This window comes from Arthrobacter globiformis NBRC 12137, from assembly GCF_000238915.1.
GTDB lineage: Bacteria > Actinomycetota > Actinomycetes > Actinomycetales > Micrococcaceae > Arthrobacter > Arthrobacter globiformis.
This window is the reverse complement of record NZ_BAEG01000032.1, coordinates 48,210-68,825: the sequence shown is the minus strand read 5'-3', so window position 1 is coordinate 68,825 and position 20,616 is coordinate 48,210. Positions and strand designations below refer to the sequence as shown.

Sequence of the window (20,616 nt, the reverse complement as noted above, 5' to 3'; positions counted from 1 at the left end):
GGGATCATCGGGTCTGTTGGGATCGGGTCTCTTCGGATCATCGGGGCACCGGCTCCCGGGAGGCTTGTCACCGGGGCGTTGGGTTCCCGGTTCGCGACGGCTCCGGCAATAGACTGAAGCCATGCCCCAGACCGGACTCTCCGCCAGCAGACGCTTCCTCCGCGGCCGGATCAGGACAGGGATGGTCCGGAGCCGGAATTCACTGGTCCCCGCGATCCAAATGACGTTCGGCGCCGTGGGAGCCTATGCCTTCGCCGAGTTCATCCTGGGCCATACCGGTCCGCTGTTCGCCGCCACGTCCGCCCTGATCGCCCTCGGTTTCTCCCGCGACCTGCGCATGCGGAGGGTGATGGAGGTGGGCCTGGGCTGCACCATCGGCATTGCCGTGGGCGACATGCTGCTCCACTGGCTCGGGGCCGGGATCTGGCAGGCCGCCGTCGTGCTTTTGGTCTCCATCCTGCTGGCCCGCTTCCTGGACAGCGGCAACATCTTCACCACGCAACTGGCACTGCAGTCGCTGCTGGTGGTGCTGCTGCCGGCGCCTGCCGGGGGCCCCTTCACCCGCAGCATCGATGCCGTGGTGGGCGGCGTGGTGGCACTGCTGGTCACCATTCTGGCGCCCAAGGATCCCCGCCGGGAACCGCGCAGGGACGTCCAGAAACTGCTCCATGAACTGGCCGAAGTGCTGCGGGAATGCGCCGCAGCACTGGTCGACAGCGATTCCACCCGGGCCTGGCACGCCCTGGTCCGGGGCAGGAACAGCCAGCCGCTGGTGGATGCCATGCGGCACACGCTGCGGGCATCCGGGGAGGTAGCCACGCTGGCGCCCGCCTACCGGCGGCACCGGAACGAACTGGACCGGCTGGAGCAGTCGCTCGAGTACATCGACCTTGCCCTGCGCAACAGCCGCGTCTTCGCACGCCGGCTCACCAGTTCCATCAACCACGCCGCGCTGTCCGACGAAGCCACCGAAAACATCGCCGAGGTGCTGCAGGAAACCGCGGCGGCCGTGGATGAGCTCTCGCTGGGCCTCGCTGAACTGCAGGAGGGTGCCCGTGATGCCCACCTGCGCAGCGCCCGGCAGAACCTGAGCGATATCGCGGGGCGGCTGCACCCCAGGATGCTGAAAGTCCAGAAGCTCGAGGGCGAGACGGTGGTGATGCTGTTCCGGCCGCTCATGGTGGACCTGCTGGAAGCCACCGGCATCGATTCCCGCGAGGCACGCGACGTCCTGCCCCCGCTGTAGAACTTCATTGTCACAGGCCCCGGTTAGTGTGGAGCAATGGCTACAAAGACTTCCCGGGTTTCCAAAGCTCCGGGCTATAAGTGCGCGGAATGCGGCTGGACCACGGTCAAGTGGGTGGGCAGGTGCGGTGAGTGCCAGGCGTGGGGCACCGTTGAGGAAACCGGCGCCGCGGTGGCACGTACGACGGCGGCCACCACTGTTCTGGAGCCAGCCCGCCCCATTGCCGAGGTAGACGCCACGACCGCCGCCTACCTGCCCACCGGCGTGGATGAACTCGACCGCGTGCTCGGCGGCGGCGTCGTGCCCGGCGCCGTCATCCTGCTTGCAGGCGAGCCGGGCGTGGGAAAGTCCACGCTCCTGCTGGATGTCGCCGCCAAGTTTGCCAGGACCGGGCAAAGTGTCCTGTATGTGACCGGCGAGGAATCAGCGGCCCAGGTGAAACTGCGGGCGGAGCGCATCAGCGCGATCGCTGACACCCTGTATTTGTCCGCCGAGACCGACCTTGGCCAGGCGCTTGGCCAGGTGGAGAAGGTGGAGCCGAAGCTGCTGGTGGTGGACTCCGTGCAGACGCTCAGCAGCGCCGATGTGGAGGGCAGTTCCGGCGGCGTCTCCCAGGTCCGCGAGGTGGCTGCCTCGATCATTTCGGCGGCCAAGCGCCGGAACATGACCACGCTGCTGGTGGGGCATGTGACCAAGGACGGCTCCATCGCAGGGCCCCGTCTGCTGGAGCACCTGGTGGACGTGGTGTGCCAGTTCGAGGGCGAGCGCCACTCCCGTCTCCGCCTGCTGCGGGCAGTCAAGAACCGCTACGGGCCCACCGACGACGTCGGCTGCTTCGACCTCACCGAGGACGGCATCCTTGGCCTTGCCGATCCCAGCGGGCTGTTCGTGACGCGCACCAAGGAGCCGGTATCCGGCACCTGCATCACCGTCACCATGGAGGGCCGCAGGCCGCTGCTGGCCGAGGTCCAGTCCCTGCTCGCCGACACCCAGAACTCACAGCCCCGCCGGGCAACCAGCGGCCTGGACAGTTCCCGGGTGGCCATGCTCCTGGCAGTGCTGCAGCAGCGTGCCGGGTGCCAGCTGCAGAAGGACGACTCCTACGTGGCCACGGTGGGCGGCGTGAAGCTCAGCGAGCCGGCCACCGACCTCGCGGTGGCGCTGGCAGTGGCGTCCGCGAAGCACAAAAAACCGCTGCCGCAGCGACTGATCGCCTTCGGCGAAGTGGGCCTGGCCGGCGAGGTGCGCCCCGTCCCGGGAATCAACCAGCGCATCCATGAGGCCCACCGGCTGGGCTTCACGCACGCAGTTGTTCCCTCCAGCCCCACAGGTCCCGGCCCGGTCCCGGCAGGCTTTTCCGTGAGGGAAGTGGGCCACCTGACCGAGGTCCTGGAGCTGCTCATCACCAAGCCCTGAGCAGCTCCAGAACGTGGGCTACTTCTTGACAGCCCGTGTGCGGGCCAGTGCCGTGGCGCCCGCGGCAAGGCCCAGGAGACCCGCTACCAGCCCGATCCAGCCGGCGGCCTGGCTGCCGTTGGAAGCGGCGGCCTGCGTTGCCGGACCAGCCGGAGCGGCATCCGGCGCCGCCGTTGCGGACCCTTCAGCGGTCTCCGCTGCGGTGACGACGAATGAGGGTGCCGGGCGGTGCTCGTCTGCCTCGGCCGGTGCGGATGAAGCCGCGGCAGAGGAGTTCGCGGAGGACGTTGCGGACGCGTGCCCGTGATCCGCCTCGGCGGCGTCCGCCCAGTTGACGGTGGTTCCGTCGGTGTAGCCCTGCGCTGCGGGCAGCATCAGGGTGGTGCCCGCAGCCGGAAGCCGGCCGACGGACAGCGTGAACGTCTGGAATTCGTTCTGCCCGATCTGGTGGGCGGCATCCGCGGTCCAGATCACGCTGGTGGGCGCCTTAGTCACGGTTGCGCCCGCAACCTCCGCGGGCTTGGGCAGGGTGGTGGTGACCACCTGCGCCTTCCAGCCGTCCATCGGCTTCACGGAGACCGAGGTGAGCGGGGTGTCGGTGGGGAGCTTCACCTCGAGCCGGTTGGTCTTGGCCGTCTCGGATTCGTTCGGAACGCTGAACGTCAGCTTGGTAAAGCCGCCCTCGGCGGTGGCGGAGGGATCCACCGTGACGTGCGCGGAGGCAGCGGCGGCACCGGCGGCCAGGAGTCCGGCCGTGAGGGAGGCGGCTGCTGCGGTCTCGAGGGTACGGCGAACGGAGGTGTTCATGAGGGTAATGCCTTTCACGAAAAAAATCAGTCAGGGACCCATGCACCCTCAGGGCTGCACGGGCAGGTAGCTGCACGCCGCCGTCGGACCCTGCCTGAAAAGCGGAGCCGTCCATCACGGAACGGCCCGTTCTGCCAGGAACCCGTCTAGGCGGCCGATGGCAGCGGCGGCCCGCGCCGGGTTGGCAGGCGCACGCCGGCGCGAGTCCGCGGGAGGACGGCCGGAACCGGGAAAGGCGCCGGGACGCGGGCGGGAAGAACAACTGCGGGCTCGTGCCGGCGGAAAAGGGGCTGCAGCCACGAGGCAAGTGTTGCCAGCACCCGTTCCCCGCGGGCCAGCAGGACTGCGGTGCACAGGGTGGCAACGGCGTGCGCAACGAACATGACGCCGTCGGACGCAGCGGAATGGGCGCTTTCGGCCACCGCGGGGCTCGGGAAGGCCGAATCCAAGGCTCCCCCTGCATGGCCGCCATGGCCTGGCAGCAGGGCAGCGGACTCCGGTTCGGCTGCACCCGCTCCGCCCAGCGCATCTAAGGCCCAGTGCAGCCAGAACTGGCCGGCACCCAGGAGGGCCACCAGGGCAGGGAAGGAGAGCCGGAACCGCGTCAGCGCGGCGACAGGAACCAGCGTCACGGCGAACAGTGCCGCCAGGATGGCCGCTGAGGGAAGCTGGCCGCCACCTGCAAGGTGCCCGCCGGTGGCGAACCCGATGACGGGGGAGCCGATCAGCCCGGTGCGGAAAAGCCGGAACGAGGCACGGGGCATCATCTGCGGTCCTTTCCGGAAGATCGACGGGCAGAGCGGGGCGACACGGTAATTCTACGGGCAGCCTCTGTGGTGCAACCCCGTGCCCAGCTTTCCGGCCCACCATTCCGGGCCGCCCAGCGGCACAACCAGCCGGGGCAGCGCCCAAGGTTTTCCCACGCTGCCGTGTTTACGGTCGGGATGTTAGAGCAGCAGTTCCGGGCCTGGGAGGGAGGCACCGATGGATCCTCGAGGTCCCCTGCGCCTCTTCCGCGCAGCCCTGGTCACTTCACTGGCGGTCTCCCTGGCCGTGGCCGGCCACGTGCTGGGTGGCGGCCAGCTCCCGGACACCGTGACACTTGCCGTGACGGCAGCGCTCCTGTTGGCTCCGGCCGCCTGGCTGGCGCGGCGGCAGCTGTCGTTCGCTGCCCTGTTCGGCGTGCTCGGCGCCGGCCAGGTCACGCTGCACGCGTCCTTCACAGTCTTCTCCCCCGACGCTTCGTGTTTGCCCCAGGTGCCGCTGGCCCAGTTGCCGCCAGCCCACTACGGGCATGCGGGCCTGCACTGCACGGCGGCAATGGAATCCATTCCCATGGATGCGGGTGCCAGTTCACCCGCCATGCTGGCAGGCCACCTCCTCGCCATGCTGGCCACCGCGTGGCTGTTACGGCGGGGCGAGGAGGCACTGTGGCAGCTCCTGGCATGGCTCCGCCCGCTGGCGCGGCTTCCCCGGCTTACCGGGTTTACCCCCGCCAGCCACCGTCCCGCGGCCGGGCCCGTGGTTTTCGTTGCGGCTCACCGCCGGAACCTGCGGCACGACTCTCTTCGCGGTCCGCCCCTGGCGGCCCTCCCGCGCACCATCCACTAACTTTCCTGCGCATGGCTGGTCAGCCTGCGGAGGGGTGCCGGGACGCTGCCTGACCATCCATCACCCCCGCTGCCCCTCCGTGCGAGCGCGGCAGCACCCATGAAAGGCCCTGTCATGACCACCTCAACCACCCGTGCCCGGACGTCGCGGACGCTGAAGTCCCGGACCCCAAAAACTTCCGCGCTGAAAACTTCTGACCTTAAAACCGCAGCCCTGAAGACCGTAACTGTCGTCTCAACCGCCGCCGGCCTCATGGTCCTGGGCGTGGGCTCGGCATCGGCCCACGTCCATGTGGACCCGGCTTCAACCTCGGCCGGCGGCTTCTCGCAGCTGACCTTCAGGGTTCCCAACGAGTCCGAAACCGCCAAGACCATCAAGGTCTCCGTCACGCTGCCCACGGCGACGCCGTTCACCTCCGTTTCGGTCAAGCCCATGGACGGCTGGACGGCGAAGATCACCGAGGCAGCCCTGCCCGCTCCCGTCACCGTGGAAGGGGCCAAGGTCACCAGGGCCGCCGCCACGGTCACCTGGACCGCCGATGCGGCCCACCAGCTCGGGCAGCACGAATACCAGACCTTCTTTATCTCGGTCGGCCGGCTTCCGGAGGCCGGGACCACCGTGGCCCTGCCTGCTGCACAGACCTACTCCGACGGAACGGTGGTGAACTGGAACCAGCCCGAAACCGGCGGCCAGGCCGAGCCCGAGCACCCGGTCCCCTCCTTCGTCACCACCGCGGCGGCCGACGAGCACTCCCATGCGGCACCGGCTGCATCGGCGGCGCCCGCAGCGGATACGGCAACCGGGGACACGGCCGCGGACACCGCGTCGGCGTCGTCGACCGCCCCGGTCGCGGCTCCTGACAACACCTTCGGCATCGTCGGCCTGGGCGCAGGTCTGCTCGGCCTGGCCGCCGGTACGGCGGCGCTGGTGCGGACCAGGAAAGGGTAAGAGTTAGGCGCGGGTGACCACGAGCGCCGCGCTGTGCCCGCCGAACCCGAAGGCATTGACGAGTGCCGCCGTCGCGGTGCTGCCGCTGACGGTGCCGGTGATGACGTTGAGGTCCACCTCGGGGTCAAGGGCAGCCACGTTGTAGGTGCCGGGCAGGTCGCCGGTCCGGAGGGCCTGCAGCGTGGCGATGGCGGCCAGCGCACCCGCTCCGCCGAGCAGATGTCCGGTGAGGGACTTCGTTGAGGTCACCGGGACCTGGCTACCGGCAATGGTTTTGATGGCCTGCGCCTCCAGCCGGTCTCCCACGGGCGTCGAGGTGGCGTGCGCATGCACGAACCCGATGTCAGTTCCATGGAGGCCTGCGGAGGCAAGGGCTTTCTCCATGACCCGCACCTGCATGTCCGGATCGGCGGCCACGATGTCGTTCGCGTCCGAGGTCACGGCAGCCCCGGCAATGCCGCCCAGCACTTCCGCGCCCCGGGCACGGGCGTGGTCCTCGCTTTCGAGCACCACGATCCCCGCTCCCTCGGACAGGACGAACCCGTCGCGGTCCCGGTCGAACGGCCGCGATGCCCGCTCCGGATCGCCGTTGCGCGTGGAGAGCGCCCGGATCTGGGAAAAACCGCTGATGATCAGGTCGTTGACGCAGGCATCAACGCCGCCGGCGATGACGACGTCGGCCGCCCCGGACCTGATCATTTCGGCACCCTGGGCAATCGCCTCGGCCCCGGACGCACACGCGCTGACGGGAGTGCGTGCCCCGCCCTTGGCACCGAGATCGATGGAAACCCATGCGGACGGCCCGTTCACCATGAGCCGGGTCAGGGTGTGCGGGGAAACCTTGCGCGGGCCGCCGTTGTCCAGCTCCCTGACCTGCGCGAGCACGGTGTCCATGCCGCCGTAGGCCGAGCCGATCACGACGGCGAAGCGCTCCGGTTCGACGCTCGGCCTCCCGGCCTGCTCCCAGGCTTCGCGGGAGGCAACGAGCGCCAGCTGCCCGCAGCGGTCCATCCGCTTCAGCTCGCGGGTGCCCAGGAACGCGCCAAGGTCGGCGGTGACCCGGCCGGCGATGCGCACCGGGAGGGCCTCAGCCCAGCCGTCCTCCAGTGCCGCTATGCCTGAGCGCCCGGCCAGCATCGCTTCCCAGGTCTCGGCCACGGTGGCCCCGAGCGGGTTCATTGAGCCCATTCCGGTCACGACGACACTGGATGATCCTGTTACAGGTGCCGCTGCAGACGGCTGGTTTGTGGACACGGCGATACCTTGCTTCGTTGGTTGGGAGACCGTTCGCGAGCCGGAGCCCCTCGTTGGCGCGCTATTTTGCGGGGTTGTGCGTCCCGATAGGAACCAGCGTGAGGTCGGGATGGTTCTTCTCGATGCGGCGCAGGGCCCAGACATCGTTGAAGAGGGCCAGGTATTCGCCGTCGGACCGCAGCAGCACCTCGGCACCGGGCACGTTGGCCAGCGCCGGCATGGCGTCCGCCGTCGAGATCCTGGCCATGGAATACGGTAGGCGTTCCAGGCGCATGGGCGCGCTGAAGTCGTGCGCCATGCGGTCCTCCACCACTTCGAACTGCATGGGTCCGACGGCGGCAAGCACCGGCGCCTGGTCACCGCGGACGTCGGAGCGCAGCACCTGGATGACGCCCTCGTGCTCGAGCTGCTCGATGCCGCGGCGGAACTGCTTGAAGCGGCTGGGGTCCTTGGAACGGGCAACCTGGAAGTGCTCGGGAGCGAACAGCGGAATGGCCGGGAACTCCACGGCTTCCTCAAGGAACAGGCTGTCGCCCACGCGCAGCGAGGACGCGTTGACCAGGCCCACGACGTCTCCCGGGTAGGCCTCGTCGATGACCTCGCGTTCGCGGCCGAAGACCTGCTGCGCGTATTTGGTGGCGAACGACTTCCCGGTCCGGGTCTGGGTGACCACCATGCCGCGCTCGAACACGCCGGAGCAGACGCGGATAAAGGCCACGTGGTCGCGGTGGGCCTTGTTCATGCCTGCCTGGACCTTGAAGACGAAGCCGGAGAACGGGGACTCGACAGGACGCGGGGTGCCTTCGATGTCCGGCCGGGGCGCGGCCGGCGGGGCGAAGTCCACCAGGGCGTCCAGAAGTTCTTTGACACCGAAGTTCAGCGCCGCGGAGCTGAACAGGATGGGGGTGGCCTTGCCCGCGTGGAAGCTCTCGACGTCGAAGGCGAGGTTGGACTCGATGACCAGCCCCGCCTCGTCCACGGCGTCCGTCCAGTTGCTGCCCTGGCTTTCGGCCGCCTCTTCGGGGGTGAAGTATTCGGTGAGGGCGATGCTGGCGCCGGCGTTGTTCCGCTGGAAGCGCGCGAACCTGTCGTTGCGCAGGTCCCAGACGCCGCGGAAATCGCCGGAGATGCCCACGGCCCAGGTCAGGGGCATGGGCTGCAGCCCGGTGCGTTCGGTGATCTCATCCATGAGGGCCAATGCGTCCAGGCCGGGGCGGTCCCACTTGTTGATGACTGTGATGATGGGGAGGTTCCGCTGCTTGCAGACCTCGAAAAGCTTCATGGTCTGCGTCTCAAGGCCCTTGGCCGCGTCCACGAGCATCACGGCGCAGTCGACGGCGGCCAGCACCCGGTAGGTGTCCTCGGAGAAGTCTGCGTGGCCGGGGGTGTCCAGCAGGTTGATCACGGTGTCCCGGTAGGAGAACTGCAGGGCGGCCGAGCTGATGGAGATGCCGCGGTCCTTCTCCATCTGCATCCAGTCCGAGACCGTCTCCTTGCGGTTGGCCTTGCCGCTGGAAGCACCCGCGGTGCCGATCACCTTGGCGTGCAGGGCCAGGGCTTCGGTGAGGGTGGACTTGCCGGCGTCGGGGTGCGAGATAACGGCGAACGTCCGGCGCCGGGAGGCCTGCTTGTGGATCTCGTGCACTCGGGCGGGGCTCTGCACTTCTTGGGACACGGTGCTACTTTCACTGCGATCGCGGGGATCAATGTTGGAAAAGGTGGCGGCGGAACCTGCCAGCCAAGGCTTCAAGTTTATCGCAGCGGCGGAATCCGCACCGAAGGCGGCCCCAAAGCGCCCCTCAACCAACCGCCGTCGGACGCACTCCGGATGCCTGTTCCGCAGGCCTCTGACGGGGCACTTTAAGGCTTGCCTGTGCGGTTGCTGGGGTAATGTACCTCTAGGATGGTGCATGCGGGAAACCGAGTACTTTTGATCCTGCCGGCGGACTAGGGAAAACCGGCAAACCTGCAGGCCCCGCCTGCACCTTTGAAGGGAATATCTATGGCTCGCAGCCCTGAAGAATCGCTCAAAGCGACTTTGGGGAGGGTGGCCCCGGGGACCGCGCTGCGGGACGGCCTGGAACGCATTCTCCGCGGACGAACCGGCGCGCTGATCGTGCTGGGCTCGGACCGGACCATCGACTCGATCTGTTCGGGCGGCTTCGACATCGGCATCGACTTCTCACCGACCCGGCTCCGCGAACTGGCCAAGATGGACGGCGCCATCATCTGCGACAGGGACGCCGGCAACATACTCCGGGCGGCCGTCCAGCTCGTGCCGGACCCCAGCATCGAAACACAGGAATCGGGCACCCGGCACCGGACCGCCGAACGCGTCGCCATCCAGACCGGAGTCCCGGTGATCTCGGTGAGCCAGTCCATGCAGATCATCGCCCTGTACGTCAACGGGCTTCGGCACGTGCTGGAGGGCTCCGAAAAGGTCCTGGCGCGCGCCAACCAGGCCCTGGCCACGCTTGAACGCTACCGTTCCCGCCTGGACCAGGTGACCAGCTCGCTCTCCGCCCTGGAGATCGAGGCCATGGTGACCGTGCGCGATGTCGCCGTGACCCTGCAGCGCCAGGAAATGGTGCGCCGGATTTCCGAGGAGATCTCGCAGTATGTCCTGGAGCTGGGCGAGGACGGCAGGCTCCTGTCCCTCCAGCTTGACGAGCTCACCGTGGGCCGCGGCCCGGGCAGCGACATCATCATCCGCGACTATGCCGGGCCGAACGCCTCTCCCGAGGACATCGACGGTGCGGTCAGCGCGCTCCTGAACCTCGGCCCCACCGAACTCATCGACCTCAGCAAGATCGCGGGGATCATCGGCTTCGCCGGCGGCGTCGACACCCTGGACGCTGTGGTGCAGCCGCGGGGCTACCGGCTTCTTTCCGGGCTCAAGGCCGTGCCGAAAGCGGTTGCCGACAGGCTGGTGGACCACTTTGGCGGGCTGCAGTACCTCATGGCTGCCACCATCGACGACCTGATGACCGTGGACGGCATCGGCGACCAGCGCGCCCGCACGGTCCGGGAGGGCCTCAGCCGGATGGCCGAAGCCAGCCTGCTGGACCGCTTCCTCTAATCCCGGGCTTCCTTCTAATCCCCATCGGCTGCTCCACAAGTGCCCTTTTGGGCGCCGAATAGGGCCGTTACGGAGCAACCGATGGGTCAGGCGGCGTCAGCTGAGCTGGAAGACCGTCGGCGGGCTGACTTTGGCGCCAAGCTTCGCGATGAACACGTAGTAGCCGCTGCCGGCAACCGTGCCGTCCGGGACATTCTCGCAGCCCTGCACGGAACGGTTGCGCGGCCACGGGAAGTTCGCGGTTTCGCTCTTGCCGGGCGCGATGGTCTTGACCAGGTCAGTGCTGGCAGCCTGGCAGTCGGCGGAGGAGAAGACACGGTCCGAGCCGCTGGTGACCAGGAAGTCCATCTGCGACGTTCCGATGTTCACCTTGCACGGCAGCTTTCCGCCGTTGCTGACCGTGAGGCTCAGCACTGGCTTTTCGTCCGCAGCGTAGGACGTCTTGTTCGTAGTTGCCTTGACCGTCACCAGCTTCTGGTCGCAGGTGGGCGAGGCGGACGGGGTTGCTGTCGGGCTGGCCGACTCCGTGGACGCGGACTGGGCGGTGCCGTCGCCTTCCGTCGAAGGACCCTGTGTCGAAGGACCCTGTGTGGAGTCCTGGGCGGAGGAGGCCTGCTGGGCGCCGCCGAGGAGACTGGTGAGTGTGGCAACCCCGCCGGCGATCAGGCCCAGGACCAGCAGCAGCGCCACACCGGCAAAGAGCCGGCGGCGGCGGTACACGGCGGGGCTCGGCTTGCGCCCCGCGCGGGGCGCCGCGCTGTTCCGTGCCGTGCTGTTGCGTGCCGCGGATTTCTGCGCCGCCGATTTCGGCGGCCGGTTCCGGCCCGCGCCGGAGTTCGGAGTGTCTTGCCTGCCCATCCTTCTAGGCTAAGGAACGGCCGGCTTTCTGCGGCCCCACCACGCCGCCCCTGCCGCACCATGTCCAATTCGTGACTCAAATTCGGGTGACAACTGTCAGCACACTTACTAAAATTGAATCCCGGTTACCACTTACCGGGCCGAGTTGGAGAGGACCACTGATGGTAGATCACGTTTCTGGCGGTCACCTCGAGCGCGTCCTGCTGCCGCTGACGTTTGGCAAACATCAGAGCCAGGGGATTGAGTTCACGGTGCTTGCGGTTGAGATCTGGGACACCGGGATAGTGGTGAACCTGCATCTCGCATCAGTCAATGAAGACGAGCCGCAAACCCCCGCAATCGTTGTCCATGACCACTTTGGCACAGAGTACAGACTGGATGAGGTGGCCACCGTCGGCTCCCGCCAGCTGCAGTTCTTTGCGCCCTCAATACCGGAAGGAACGCGCAGCCTGACCATCCGTTCCGGGGACCCGAACAGTGCCAGCTTCGTGGTGGCCCTTGCTGTTCCGGCGCCCAACGGGCGCGGCGGTGAAACCCTGCACGGCCATGTGCGGCGGCTGCCGGCGCGGCGGGAGGGACTGCCTCCCGAGGAACAGGAGGCCAGTTGACGGCACGGGCCGGGAACCGCCGTCGGGGTTTTCAACTAGAGTGTTGGCATCAAAACCACAACCGATTACCCCGAATTAATTGACGTCCACTCCACGCTGGAGGACTGGTTCGAGGCCGAGGCCCGTGACTTGCCGTGGCGTGCGGCCGGCTGCCCGCCTTGGGGTGTGCTGGTCAGTGAGATCATGCTGCAGCAGACCCCCGTGGTGCGTGTGCTGCCGGTCTGGGAGGAATGGCTGCGTCGGTGGCCCGAGCCTGCTGCGCTCGCCCGGGAACCTGCGGGTGAGGCCGTTCGCGCGTGGGGCCGGCTGGGCTATCCGCGCCGCGCGCTCAGGCTGCACGGTGCCGCAGTCGCCATCGAACGCGACCACGGCGGCACGGTCCCGTCGGACTACGCGGAACTGCTCGGCCTGCCGGGTGTGGGCAGCTACACGGCGGCCGCCGTCGCCGCCTTTGCCTTTGGGCGCCGCGAGACAGTGGTGGATACGAACATCCGGCGCGTCCACGCGCGGCTCTTTTCGGGAGCGGCCCTGCCCGCCCCCGCCCTGACGGCGGCGGAGATGCGGCTTGCCGCGGAGCTGCTGCCCTCCGATGCCGCCGGCTCCGTCCGTTGGAACGCCTCGGTCATGGAGCTGGGGGCGCTGGTGTGCACGGCGCGGGCACCCAAGTGCCCTGCGTGCCCGGTGCGCGACCGGTGCGCGTGGCTCGCCGCCGGCGAGCCGCCGCCGGCGTACACGCCCAAGGGCCAGGCGTGGCACGGCACCGACCGTCAGGTCCGCGGCGGCGTGATGGCCGTCCTCCGGCTGGCAGACGCGCCGGTGCCGGCTGAGATGTTCCAGCAGGCCCCGGCCGACCTCGGGTTCGAAGCCGCCGGCATCGGCGTGCCGCTGGCCGCCCTGCACCGGCTGAACTGCGCGCCGGAGCAGCTGGAACGGGCGTTGGCGGGCCTGCTGGAGGACGGCCTGGCCGAGCTGCATCAGGGCGGTTACAGGTTGCCGGCCTGACAGGAACAGGCACGGCGTAGCCCCAACTCCGCGCCGGGGACTTTGGTCTCAAGGTATTTTGGTCTCAATTAGGCACCCAGCACCGGGAACGGAATAACAATGCGGGCGCCAGTTTCGCCCCGCCGGCTCCTCCGCCGACGGGCGGATCTACCCTGAAGTATGGGCAAGGCAGGGGTACTTTTGGCCACAATCACGACGACGGCGCTCATCTCGGGCTGCCATGCTTTCGAGTCGGCATGCCCGGCCGTCGGCCAGGTGTCCGGGGTCGCCGTCACTGTGGCGGCCGGCTACTCCCAAGAAGTGAAAACGCTCCACCTCAAGGCCTGCCAGGACGGCAAGTGCAAAGAGGACACCGTTGACCTTGTACCGGGCTCCGTCCCGGTGGATCTGGGCTGCGCCGATGACTCAAGGCCCGACGGCGCGTGTTCGGCAACGTCCAAGCCCGACGGCACCCAACGCGGGCTGCTTGAACTGGATACCCTGGGCGACTCCCCCATCGACGTCACCGCAAGCGGGTCTTACGCCAACGGCAAGCCGCTGCCCCCGCGCACGCTGCACTTCGAACCCAAGGCCAGCTATCCGTTTGGCGAACAGTGCGGACGGTTTGTCTCCGCTTCCGTGGTGCTGGATGCGGCAGGCCTCAGGCAGGACAGGTAACCCGGGCTGATCCGCATCAGGGTTCCCCGAAGCCCTTCCTGACCAGCCCCGCCACGTACGCGACGGCACGCTCCGCGTCGGGTCCGGACGCTTCCACATGCAGCACCGAGCCCTTGCCGGCGGCGAGTGTCATCAGCCCCGTCATGGAGGCGCCATCCACTCCGTTCACCGTCACCTCCGCGTCCAGCGCCGACAGGCCGCCGGCTATCTTAGCGGCTGGCCGGGCGTGCATGCCTGCGAGGTTGACGAGCTCGAAGTCGCCGCTGGCATCCGGGGCGGCCGGTGCTGCCGGCTCTCCCGCTGCCGGGCCGTAGACCGCCGGGCCGCCCGCGGCCACATGGTCCTCGGCTTTGGGACGGGACGCAGGATAGCCGTGCGTGGCCTCGGCGGCACGCCGGACAGCATGGACGCTGGCGCCGCCCTGGGCTGCCACCGCGGCCGCCACGAGGCCCTCCACAATGGGGGCGTCTGCGAGTAGCACCGGGGCGCCGCCCTCGGCGAACTCCATGGCGGACTCCGCCGTCATCACTGCTGACCCCAGATCGGTCAGCACCACAACGCCGTCGCCTCCGGCCGCGGTTTCCAGTGCTGCCATCACTTTGTCCATGCTGGTGCCGATCCGGCCGTCAGACGTTCCGCCGGCCGGAACCATCATCACGTCCGGTGCCATCTGGGCAGCGAGTTCCACGGCCCCGTCGGCAATCTTGTCACTGTGCGAAACCACCACGATCCGCACCGTCATGCGGCGGCTCCGGCTGCGGCGCGGAGAATGAGGGCACTCGAGGCCGCCCCGGGGTCACGGTGCCCTGCACTGCGCTCCCCGAGGTAGCTGGCCCGGCCCTTGCGCGCCACCAGGGGGTCCGTGGCCACGGCACCGGCCTCGGCAGCTTCCGCCGCGGCGATGAGGACTGCCAGGGTGTCGCCGTCTGCCGCGGCTGCCGCCGCCGCATCAGCGGCCGGCGTCCAGGCATCCACCATCGTCTTGTCGCCCGACTCCGCCTTGCCCCGGGCGACGATGCCGTCCCTCGCCGCTGCGAGTGCTGCTGCGAGCGCCGGGGCGTCGACATACGCGGCATCCCCAAGAGTGGTCGCGGCCCGCAGGAAGGCCGTGCCGTAGAGCGGGCCGGCAGCACCGCCGACCTTCGACATCAGCGCCATGGCCGTCAGCTTGAGCGCCGCACCGGGGGTCTCAGGAGGGCTTTCGGCCAGCTTGTCGAGGACCGCCTGGAAGCCGCGGTCCATGTTCTCGCCGTGGTCCGAATCCCCGATCGCCCTGTCCAACTCGATGAGTTCCACCCTGTGTTCCGCCATTGCCTGGGCGGACAGCGTCAGCCATTTGACGGCCCAGGTCACGTCCAGCCCCACTGCTACACTCCCCAGCGCAGGGCAGGCGTGTGCACAGGCGCGTCCCAGAGGGCCGTCATCTCGTCGTCAAGCCGCAGCACGGAGACGGAGCAGCCCTGCATCTCAAGGGATGTGATGTAGTTCCCGACAAGGGAACGCTCCACCGCAATGCCGCGCTCCGCCAGGATCTGGGCGGCCCGGCGGTAGACGATGTACAGCTCACTCAGCGGCGTTCCGCCCATGCCGTTGACGAACAGGAGCACCTTCTCCCCCGACGCCGTTCCGAGGTCGCTGAGAATCGGTTCCAGCAGGCGGTTGGTGATGCCGTCGGCGTTTTCCATGGCGATCTTGTGCCGGCCCGGCTCGCCGTGGATACCGATGCCGATTTCAATTTCGTTGTCCTCAAGGTCAAAGCTCGGGGATCCGGCGTGTGGCACCGTGCAGGCCGAGAGCGCAACGCCCATGGTCCGCACGTTCTGGTTCACGCGGTCGCCGATGGCCGCTACCGCGTCGAGGTCGTCACCGCGCTCTGCTGCGGCACCGGCGATCTTCTCCACCAGCACCGTGCCGCCCACCCCCCTGCGCCCGGCCGTGTACAGCGAATCCTCCACTGCGACGTCGTCGTTGACGAGCACGGTACGGACTTCCACACCCTCCGCCTGGGCCATCTCCGCCGCAGTCTCAAAATTCAGCACGTCGCCGGTGTAGTTCTTGACGATGTGGACCACGCCGGCACCGGAGTTCACGGCGAGCGTGGCCGGAATGATCTGGTCGGGGGTCGGTGAGGTAAAGACGGCGCCGGGCACGGCGGCGTCGAGCATGCCACGCCCCACAAAGCCGGCGTGCAGCGGTTCATGCCCGCTGCCACCCCCGGATACCAGACCCACTTTGCCTGCAACGGGGGCATCCTTGCGGGTGACGTACTTCGGGTCGGCGCTGACGGTCACGAGGTCGGCATGGGCAAGGCCGAATCCCTCCACGGATTCATCGACTACAGCGCGGGGGTCATTGATGAGCTTTTTCACGGCCGGCTCCTGGGCTCTCGGTGCTTCTTTGACATCGGTCAGGATGTGCTTTGACCCTACTACCGGCACCGGCTGCGGGGAAGTTCGGAAATGGCGGAAGGGGCAGCCCCCAATGCTGCCCCTTCCGGTTCCCCGATAGTTTATCCAGCAAATTTATAAAATGAAAGGGGTATCACGCAGCAATTTTGATCCGATCTTGATCGGTTCCCGCGGGAAACCCGAGACGGTCCTGCAACGATCGCCTCGGTCAGATCGACGACCACGTCAGCCCGCACCGGATGGAGTGAACATAAAACCGCCACGCACGCTGCAGAAGACCGCCGGTATGATCATCGCCCTGGCGGCTGCCGGCACAGCCGCGCTGCTGTGGCTGGCGGTGACGGCCACCGTGCCGCCGGCGGTGTCCGCCCCGAGCAAGGGCATGCTGCTGGGGATCTGGGGCGTGCTCTACGTCGCCGAAGCCCCGGCGCCGTGGCTGCTGACGACGTCGGTCGCCGTCGCCTTCCTGCTCATTGCCGGGATCGCGCTGGCCGACCGGCACATCTCCCTGAAGGCGCGCCGGTCAGCAAGCCCTGGACAGCCACTGGCGCCCCGGATCGTGATGGCAAAGACTAGGGGCGTTTACACCGGACCGGTCACCCTCACCGTACTCATCCCGGCGCACAATGAAGCAGCGTCGCTGCCTTCGACACTTGCGTCGCTTCTTGCCCAATCCCACCCGCCGCAGCGGATCATCGTCGTCGCGGACAACTGCACCGACGCGACAGTCGACGTCGCCCGTGCGGCCGGCGTCGAAGTATTGGAGACGGTATACAACAGCCAAAAGAAGGCCGGTGCCCTGAACCAGGCGCTGAAGCGACTGCTCCCCGGGCAGGGCGACAACGATCTGGTCATGGTGATGGACGCCGATACCCTGCTCGACGACGGCTTCCTGGCCTGCGCCGTCGAGTACTTCACCCGCGACAGGGCCCTCATGGCCGTCGGCGGGCTCTTCTACGGCGAACAGGGCCACGGGCTGCTTGGCCAGTTCCAGCGCAACGAATACATCAGGTACGCGCGGGACATGAGGCGCCGGCGGGGCCGGGTCTTCGTGCTCACGGGAACCGCCTCCGTATTCCGTCCGGCCGCGCTGCGGGCCGTGGCCGCGAACCGCGGCACTGCGCTGCCCGGCGTGGCAGGGGACGTCTACGACACCTGGGCACTCACCGAAGACAACGAGCTGACCATCGCCCTGAAGTCGCTCGGCGGCCTCATGGTCTCACCGTCTGAGTGCGCGGTGGTCACCGAACTCATGCCCACGTGGCGGACGCTCTGGGCCCAGCGCCTGCGGTGGCAGCGCGGTGCCCTGGAAAACCTGGGAGCATATGGCCTGACCCCGCCCACGGCACGGTACTGGGCCCAGCAGTTCGGCCTCGGTTACGGCGTCATCGCCTTGACTTCCTACCTGATGCTGATCCTCCTGACGGTGCTCGCGCTGGACACCTGGATCTGGTTCCCCTTCTGGCTGGGACTGGGGCTGCTCTTCTCCTTTGAGCGCGTGGTCACTGTCTGGCGCGGAGGCTGGCGGGCGCGACTCCTGGCGATGACCGTAGTCCCGGAACTGATGTTCGACATGTTCCTCAACGTGGTCTACGTGAAGGGCATCATCGACATGTCAGTGGGCCGGGAGGCCAGCTGGAAGCACCTGGCAAAGGCGGGCTGAGCATGATCGCAGCAGCAGTACCAGCAGGCATCCTCGTGCCCGAGGCGCTGCTCTTCACCGACTGGTTCCGCTTCATGGCCGCCTTCGTGGCGGTGAACACGGTGATGTACGCGGCACTGGCCCTCGCCAAGGTCCTCCCGAAGCTGCAGCCGCCGGACTGGCGGCGCGGGCAACGGTCCGAACCCCGCGGCATCTACCCGGACGGGCAGGCCGAGCCGGGGCTGGCGGACGCGGAGTACAGCCGCGAGGAGGTCAGTGCGGGCTCTAGAGAGCCTTGATCATCCGGGTGTTGCCGAGCGTGTTGGGCTTCACGCGCGCGAGGTCCAGGAACTCCGCCACGCCTTCGTCGTGCGAGCGCAGCAGCTCGGAGTACACCTGTGGGTCCACGGCCGACTGGTCGGCCATCACCTCGAAGCCGTGCCGCTTGAAGAAGTCCACCTCGAAGGTCAGGCAAAACACCCGCGCGACGCCCAGCGCCTCTGCCTGTTTCAGGAGGCTCTCGACCAGGACGTGCCCCACGCCCTTGCCACGCCACGCATCCGAGGCCGCCAGCGTGCGGACTTCCGCGAGGTCCTCCCACATGACGTGCAGGGCGCCGCAGCCGATGACCTCACCGGCCGCCGACTCGGCGATAAGGAACTCCTGCAGGCTCTCGTAATAGGCCACCGTCTCCTTGGCCATCAGTATTCGCTCTTCCGCCAGCGGCGCCACCAGCTTCTTGATGGCAGCGACATCGCTGGTCCGGGCAGGGCGAACGGTGAAGGAGTCAGTCACAGCCCCCATCTTACGGCGACAGCCACGGCCCTCTTCGGCCCGGAGGTCACAGGCCCAGGTCGGCCGGGAGTTCGATGTCCCTGCCGAGGACATTCCTGGCCAGGAAGTGTTCCACCACGCCGTACCAGACCTTGGCGTGCTGCGGCTGCAGGATCCAGTGGTTCTCGTCGGGGTAGAAGAGGAACCGGTGGCTCGTCTGTCCGTTGTCGTCGGTGGCAAGCTGGGACTTGGACAGCAGCTCGTACCAGAGCCGCAGGCCTTCCCCGATGGGCACGCGGTAGTCCTTGTCGCCATGGATGACCAGCATGGGCGTCCGGATCTTCTCGACGTGCAGGTGCGGGGAGTTCTCCAGCGCCATTTCCGCCGTCATCTCCTTGAGCCAGTACTGCGACGCGTCGGTGGTGGGCCCGAACTGGTCCAGCGCCCACAGGCTGGCATGGGTGACGATCGCCTTGAAGCGGTCGGTCTGCCCGGCCACCCAGTTGGCCATGTAGCCGCCGAAGGATCCGCCCATCGCGGCCGTGCGGCTGTCGTCGATGTCCGGCCGCTGCACCACCGAATCAGTGATGGCCATGAGGTCCGTGTACGGCGCCTTGCCCCAGCCGCCCCAGCCCCGCTGGATGTATCCCTGCCCGTAGCCCGTGGACAACGCGGGATCCGGCAGCAGCACAGCGTAGCCCCGGGCCGTGAGCAGCCACGGGTTCCAGCGCCAGGTCCAGGCGTTCCAGGATCCCAGCGGACCACCGTGGATCCACAGCAGCAGCGGTGCGGGGCTCTCGGCGGAGGCCCCGGCCGGCAGGGCCAGGTAGGCAGGAACACGGGTGCCGTCGGCCGCCGTCGTCTCCACGCGCTCCAGCGACCCCTCCGTTTGCGGCCGTTCGGCCGGGGACGGCAGCCGCGTGACATCCCCGGCGGCGAGGTCGATCCGGACAGGCTCGGCGGGGAACTCATACGAGCTCCGCAGCGCGTAGGCGCTGCGTCCGTCGGGTGAAACGACGACGTCGGTGTAGGCGGCGGCGTCCGGCGTCACCCGGGTGACGCTCCCCCGGGCGGCACCTGCCGCAACGGTGACGGCGAAAACCGGCGACGCGCCGTCGTCGTCCGCGGTGACCAGGAGGGCGGAGCCGTCGGGTAGCCACGCCTCCGGGTGGGCCCACCTGTCCCATCCGTGCGCCAGGGGCTGCAGGTCCTCCCGGCCGGCTTCCCCGGACACGTCGAGCAGGTGAAGTTTGACCTGCGGGGCCTGCTGGGGCGTTGTGTCGCTTTCACTGACCACCGCCAGTGTGCTGCCGTCGGGGCTGACAGGTCCCGGGAAGTAGTTCATGCCCTCCTCGTCGAGGAGGACTCTGAGGGTGCCCGTGGCGACGTCCACGGCGGCAAGGACCGAGCGCAGGTCCGCCTTCGGCAATGGCTTCACCAGGCTCGTGTAGATGGTCTTGCCGTCCGGGCTGACCACAGAGATGGCCTCGCAGAGGCGGGACCCTGCCTGCGGGGTGAGGTTGCGCAGCGTGAGGGGCGCGGCGCTGTCCACGGTGGCGGGCTTGCCGGTTTCCTGCTCGGGCCCCGGCTCCACGGCGAAGAGCCGCGGCTGGGCAGGACCGAGGTCCGCGTCCCAGTAGCGCACCGGATATTCGCTGTGCAGGATGGCCGCCACCTTGTTGTCCTTGCGGCTCTTGCGGCGTTCGGCGTCGTCCTCCTCGTCGCTGGATCCGGCAAGGACGGACGCGGTGACGAATGCCGCGTTCGCGTCCCTGGCCGCCATGACCTTGTCCACGCCGCCTGGCCTGGACAGGACCACGCGGGCCTCCCCGCCGTCTGCGGGGAGCACCCAGAGCGCACTGACGGGATCACTGTCGGCCTCCTTGTCCGGATCCGGCCGGGCGGAGGTGAAGTAGACGTCGCCGTTGGCCGCGAACGCGGCGCCGGCTTCGCCCTTGGCACTGCGGGTGATCCTGCGGGCCTGCTTCTCGCCCGCCGGGTCCAGCTCCCACAGCGCCGTGCCGTATTCGGTCCCCTTGCTGTTGAGCGTGGCCACCGTGGTCACCAGCCGGCGGCCGTCGGGGCTGAGCGCCAGGCCACTGACGCGCGGGATCGCCAGGTAGTGGTCGAGGTCGTGGAAGGGCGTCGCCGGTTGCTCACGCAGGATCGCTGCATCTTCAGTTGACATGTGCTGATTCAACACCTCCTGTGCCCTGGATCACAGCAGGGTTCACTATTAGTGAAACAGTGCTTTCAGAACTGCGCCGCCACGGACCGACGCAAGAGGCCCCGCCTGAACCCTTTCG

Annotated in this window: 20 protein-coding genes; 10 read left to right on the top strand and 10 right to left on the bottom strand. The window is 68.2% G+C overall.

Annotated features, from left to right (window positions below; genetic code table 11):
- The first annotated feature begins 121 nt into the window (after positions 1–121).
- Both ARGLB_RS05410 and radA read left to right on the top strand, forming a co-directional pair.
- A complete protein-coding gene (locus ARGLB_RS05410) occupies positions 122–1,246 on the top strand; it encodes an FUSC family protein (protein WP_043418064.1) in 1,125 nt (374 codons plus the stop codon).
- A gap of 36 nt (positions 1,247–1,282) precedes the next feature.
- Positions 1,283–2,662 (top strand): DNA repair protein RadA, encoded by a 1,380-nt coding sequence (gene radA, locus ARGLB_RS05405; protein ID WP_003799792.1) that lies wholly within the window; start codon positions 1,283–1,285, stop codon positions 2,660–2,662.
- A gap of 18 nt (positions 2,663–2,680) precedes the next feature.
- On the opposite strand, the gene ARGLB_RS05400 is transcribed toward radA, so the two are convergent.
- Positions 2,681–3,469, bottom strand: coding sequence for a YcnI family copper-binding membrane protein (locus ARGLB_RS05400; protein WP_003799790.1), 789 nt, complete (start codon positions 3,467–3,469; stop codon positions 2,681–2,683).
- A gap of 146 nt (positions 3,470–3,615) precedes the next feature.
- Positions 3,616–4,236: a hypothetical protein gene (locus tag ARGLB_RS05395; RefSeq protein ID WP_003799789.1), complete on the bottom strand. Its 621-nt coding sequence runs from the start codon at positions 4,234–4,236 to the stop codon at positions 3,616–3,618.
- Positions 4,237–4,453: 217 nt separating this feature from the next.
- Here ARGLB_RS05395 and ARGLB_RS05390 point away from each other — a divergent pair, with 217 nt between their 5' ends.
- Together ARGLB_RS05390 and ARGLB_RS05385 are read left to right on the top strand one after the other, a co-directional pair.
- The gene (locus ARGLB_RS05390) at positions 4,454–5,080 is read left to right on the top strand and encodes a hypothetical protein (protein WP_003799786.1); all 627 of its coding nucleotides are present in this window, start codon (positions 4,454–4,456) and stop codon (positions 5,078–5,080) included.
- 114 nt (positions 5,081–5,194) lie between these two features.
- The gene (locus tag ARGLB_RS05385) at positions 5,195–6,028 is read left to right on the top strand and encodes a YcnI family copper-binding membrane protein (RefSeq protein WP_003799784.1); all 834 of its coding nucleotides are present in this window, start codon (positions 5,195–5,197) and stop codon (positions 6,026–6,028) included.
- 3 nt (positions 6,029–6,031) lie between these two features.
- Here the strand turns inward: ARGLB_RS05385 and ARGLB_RS05380 are convergent, their stop codons facing one another.
- Both ARGLB_RS05380 and ARGLB_RS05375 read right to left on the bottom strand, forming a co-directional pair.
- Positions 6,032–7,207, bottom strand: a complete 1,176-nt coding sequence (locus ARGLB_RS05380; RefSeq protein WP_050934285.1) for a beta-ketoacyl-[acyl-carrier-protein] synthase family protein — start codon at positions 7,205–7,207, stop codon at positions 6,032–6,034.
- 136 nt (positions 7,208–7,343) lie between these two features.
- The gene (locus ARGLB_RS05375; protein WP_003799780.1) at positions 7,344–8,957 is read right to left on the bottom strand and encodes a peptide chain release factor 3; all 1,614 of its coding nucleotides are present in this window, start codon (positions 8,955–8,957) and stop codon (positions 7,344–7,346) included.
- A 327-nt stretch (positions 8,958–9,284) separates the two neighbouring features.
- On the opposite strand from ARGLB_RS05375, the gene disA reads away from it, so the two are divergent.
- Positions 9,285–10,361: a DNA integrity scanning diadenylate cyclase DisA gene (gene disA / locus ARGLB_RS05370; RefSeq protein WP_003799779.1), complete on the top strand. Its 1,077-nt coding sequence runs from the start codon at positions 9,285–9,287 to the stop codon at positions 10,359–10,361.
- Between the two features lie 96 nt (positions 10,362–10,457).
- Here disA and ARGLB_RS05365 read toward each other — a convergent pair whose 3' ends face one another.
- Complete coding sequence (locus ARGLB_RS05365; RefSeq protein WP_003799778.1) at positions 10,458–11,219, bottom strand: hypothetical protein; 762 nt, start codon at positions 11,217–11,219, stop codon at positions 10,458–10,460.
- Between the two features lie 161 nt (positions 11,220–11,380).
- On the opposite strand from ARGLB_RS05365, the gene ARGLB_RS05360 reads away from it, so the two are divergent.
- The 3 genes from ARGLB_RS05360 (at position 11,381) to ARGLB_RS05350 (ending at position 13,486) form a co-directional block, all read left to right on the top strand.
- A complete protein-coding gene (locus ARGLB_RS05360) occupies positions 11,381–11,827 on the top strand; it encodes a hypothetical protein (protein WP_003799777.1) in 447 nt (148 codons plus the stop codon).
- A gap of 183 nt (positions 11,828–12,010) precedes the next feature.
- Positions 12,011–12,829, top strand: coding sequence for an iron-sulfur binding domain-containing protein (locus tag ARGLB_RS05355; protein ID WP_245531478.1), 819 nt, complete (start codon positions 12,011–12,013; stop codon positions 12,827–12,829).
- 159 nt (positions 12,830–12,988) lie between these two features.
- Positions 12,989–13,486 (top strand): hypothetical protein, encoded by a 498-nt coding sequence (locus tag ARGLB_RS05350; protein ID WP_003799774.1) that lies wholly within the window; start codon positions 12,989–12,991, stop codon positions 13,484–13,486.
- 16 nt (positions 13,487–13,502) lie between these two features.
- Here the strand turns inward: ARGLB_RS05350 and dhaM are convergent, their stop codons facing one another.
- Genes dhaM through dhaK form a run of 3 tightly spaced genes read right to left on the bottom strand, consistent with a single transcriptional unit; the run spans position 13,503 to position 15,855 of the window.
- Complete coding sequence (gene dhaM, locus ARGLB_RS05345) at positions 13,503–14,228, bottom strand: dihydroxyacetone kinase phosphoryl donor subunit DhaM (RefSeq protein ID WP_003799772.1); 726 nt, start codon at positions 14,226–14,228, stop codon at positions 13,503–13,505.
- A complete protein-coding gene (dhaL, locus tag ARGLB_RS05340; protein ID WP_003799771.1) occupies positions 14,225–14,851 on the bottom strand; it encodes a dihydroxyacetone kinase subunit DhaL in 627 nt (208 codons plus the stop codon). Before dhaL ends, dhaM begins: the two co-directional genes overlap by 4 nt.
- A 2-nt stretch (positions 14,852–14,853) precedes the next feature.
- Entirely contained in the window at positions 14,854–15,855 is a 1,002-nt protein-coding gene (gene dhaK / locus ARGLB_RS05335; RefSeq protein WP_003799768.1) for a dihydroxyacetone kinase subunit DhaK, read from the bottom strand.
- A gap of 325 nt (positions 15,856–16,180) precedes the next feature.
- On the opposite strand from dhaK, the gene ARGLB_RS05330 reads away from it, so the two are divergent.
- Entirely contained in the window at positions 16,181–17,557 is a 1,377-nt protein-coding gene (locus tag ARGLB_RS05330) for a glycosyltransferase family 2 protein (RefSeq protein ID WP_003799766.1), read from the top strand.
- Between the two features lie 2 nt (positions 17,558–17,559).
- Positions 17,560–17,835 carry a hypothetical protein gene (locus ARGLB_RS05325; RefSeq protein ID WP_003799765.1) on the top strand — a complete coding sequence of 92 codons (276 nt, stop codon included), beginning with the start codon at positions 17,560–17,562 and terminating at the stop codon, positions 17,833–17,835.
- Here ARGLB_RS05325 and ARGLB_RS05320 read toward each other — a convergent pair.
- Positions 17,822–18,340, bottom strand: a complete 519-nt coding sequence (locus ARGLB_RS05320; protein WP_043418058.1) for an amino-acid N-acetyltransferase — start codon at positions 18,338–18,340, stop codon at positions 17,822–17,824. The genes ARGLB_RS05325 and ARGLB_RS05320 overlap by 14 nt on opposite strands.
- 37 nt (positions 18,341–18,377) lie before the next feature.
- Positions 18,378–20,498, bottom strand: a complete 2,121-nt coding sequence (locus tag ARGLB_RS05315; protein WP_085929185.1) for a prolyl oligopeptidase family serine peptidase — start codon at positions 20,496–20,498, stop codon at positions 18,378–18,380.
- Positions 20,499–20,616: the final 118 nt, after the last annotated feature.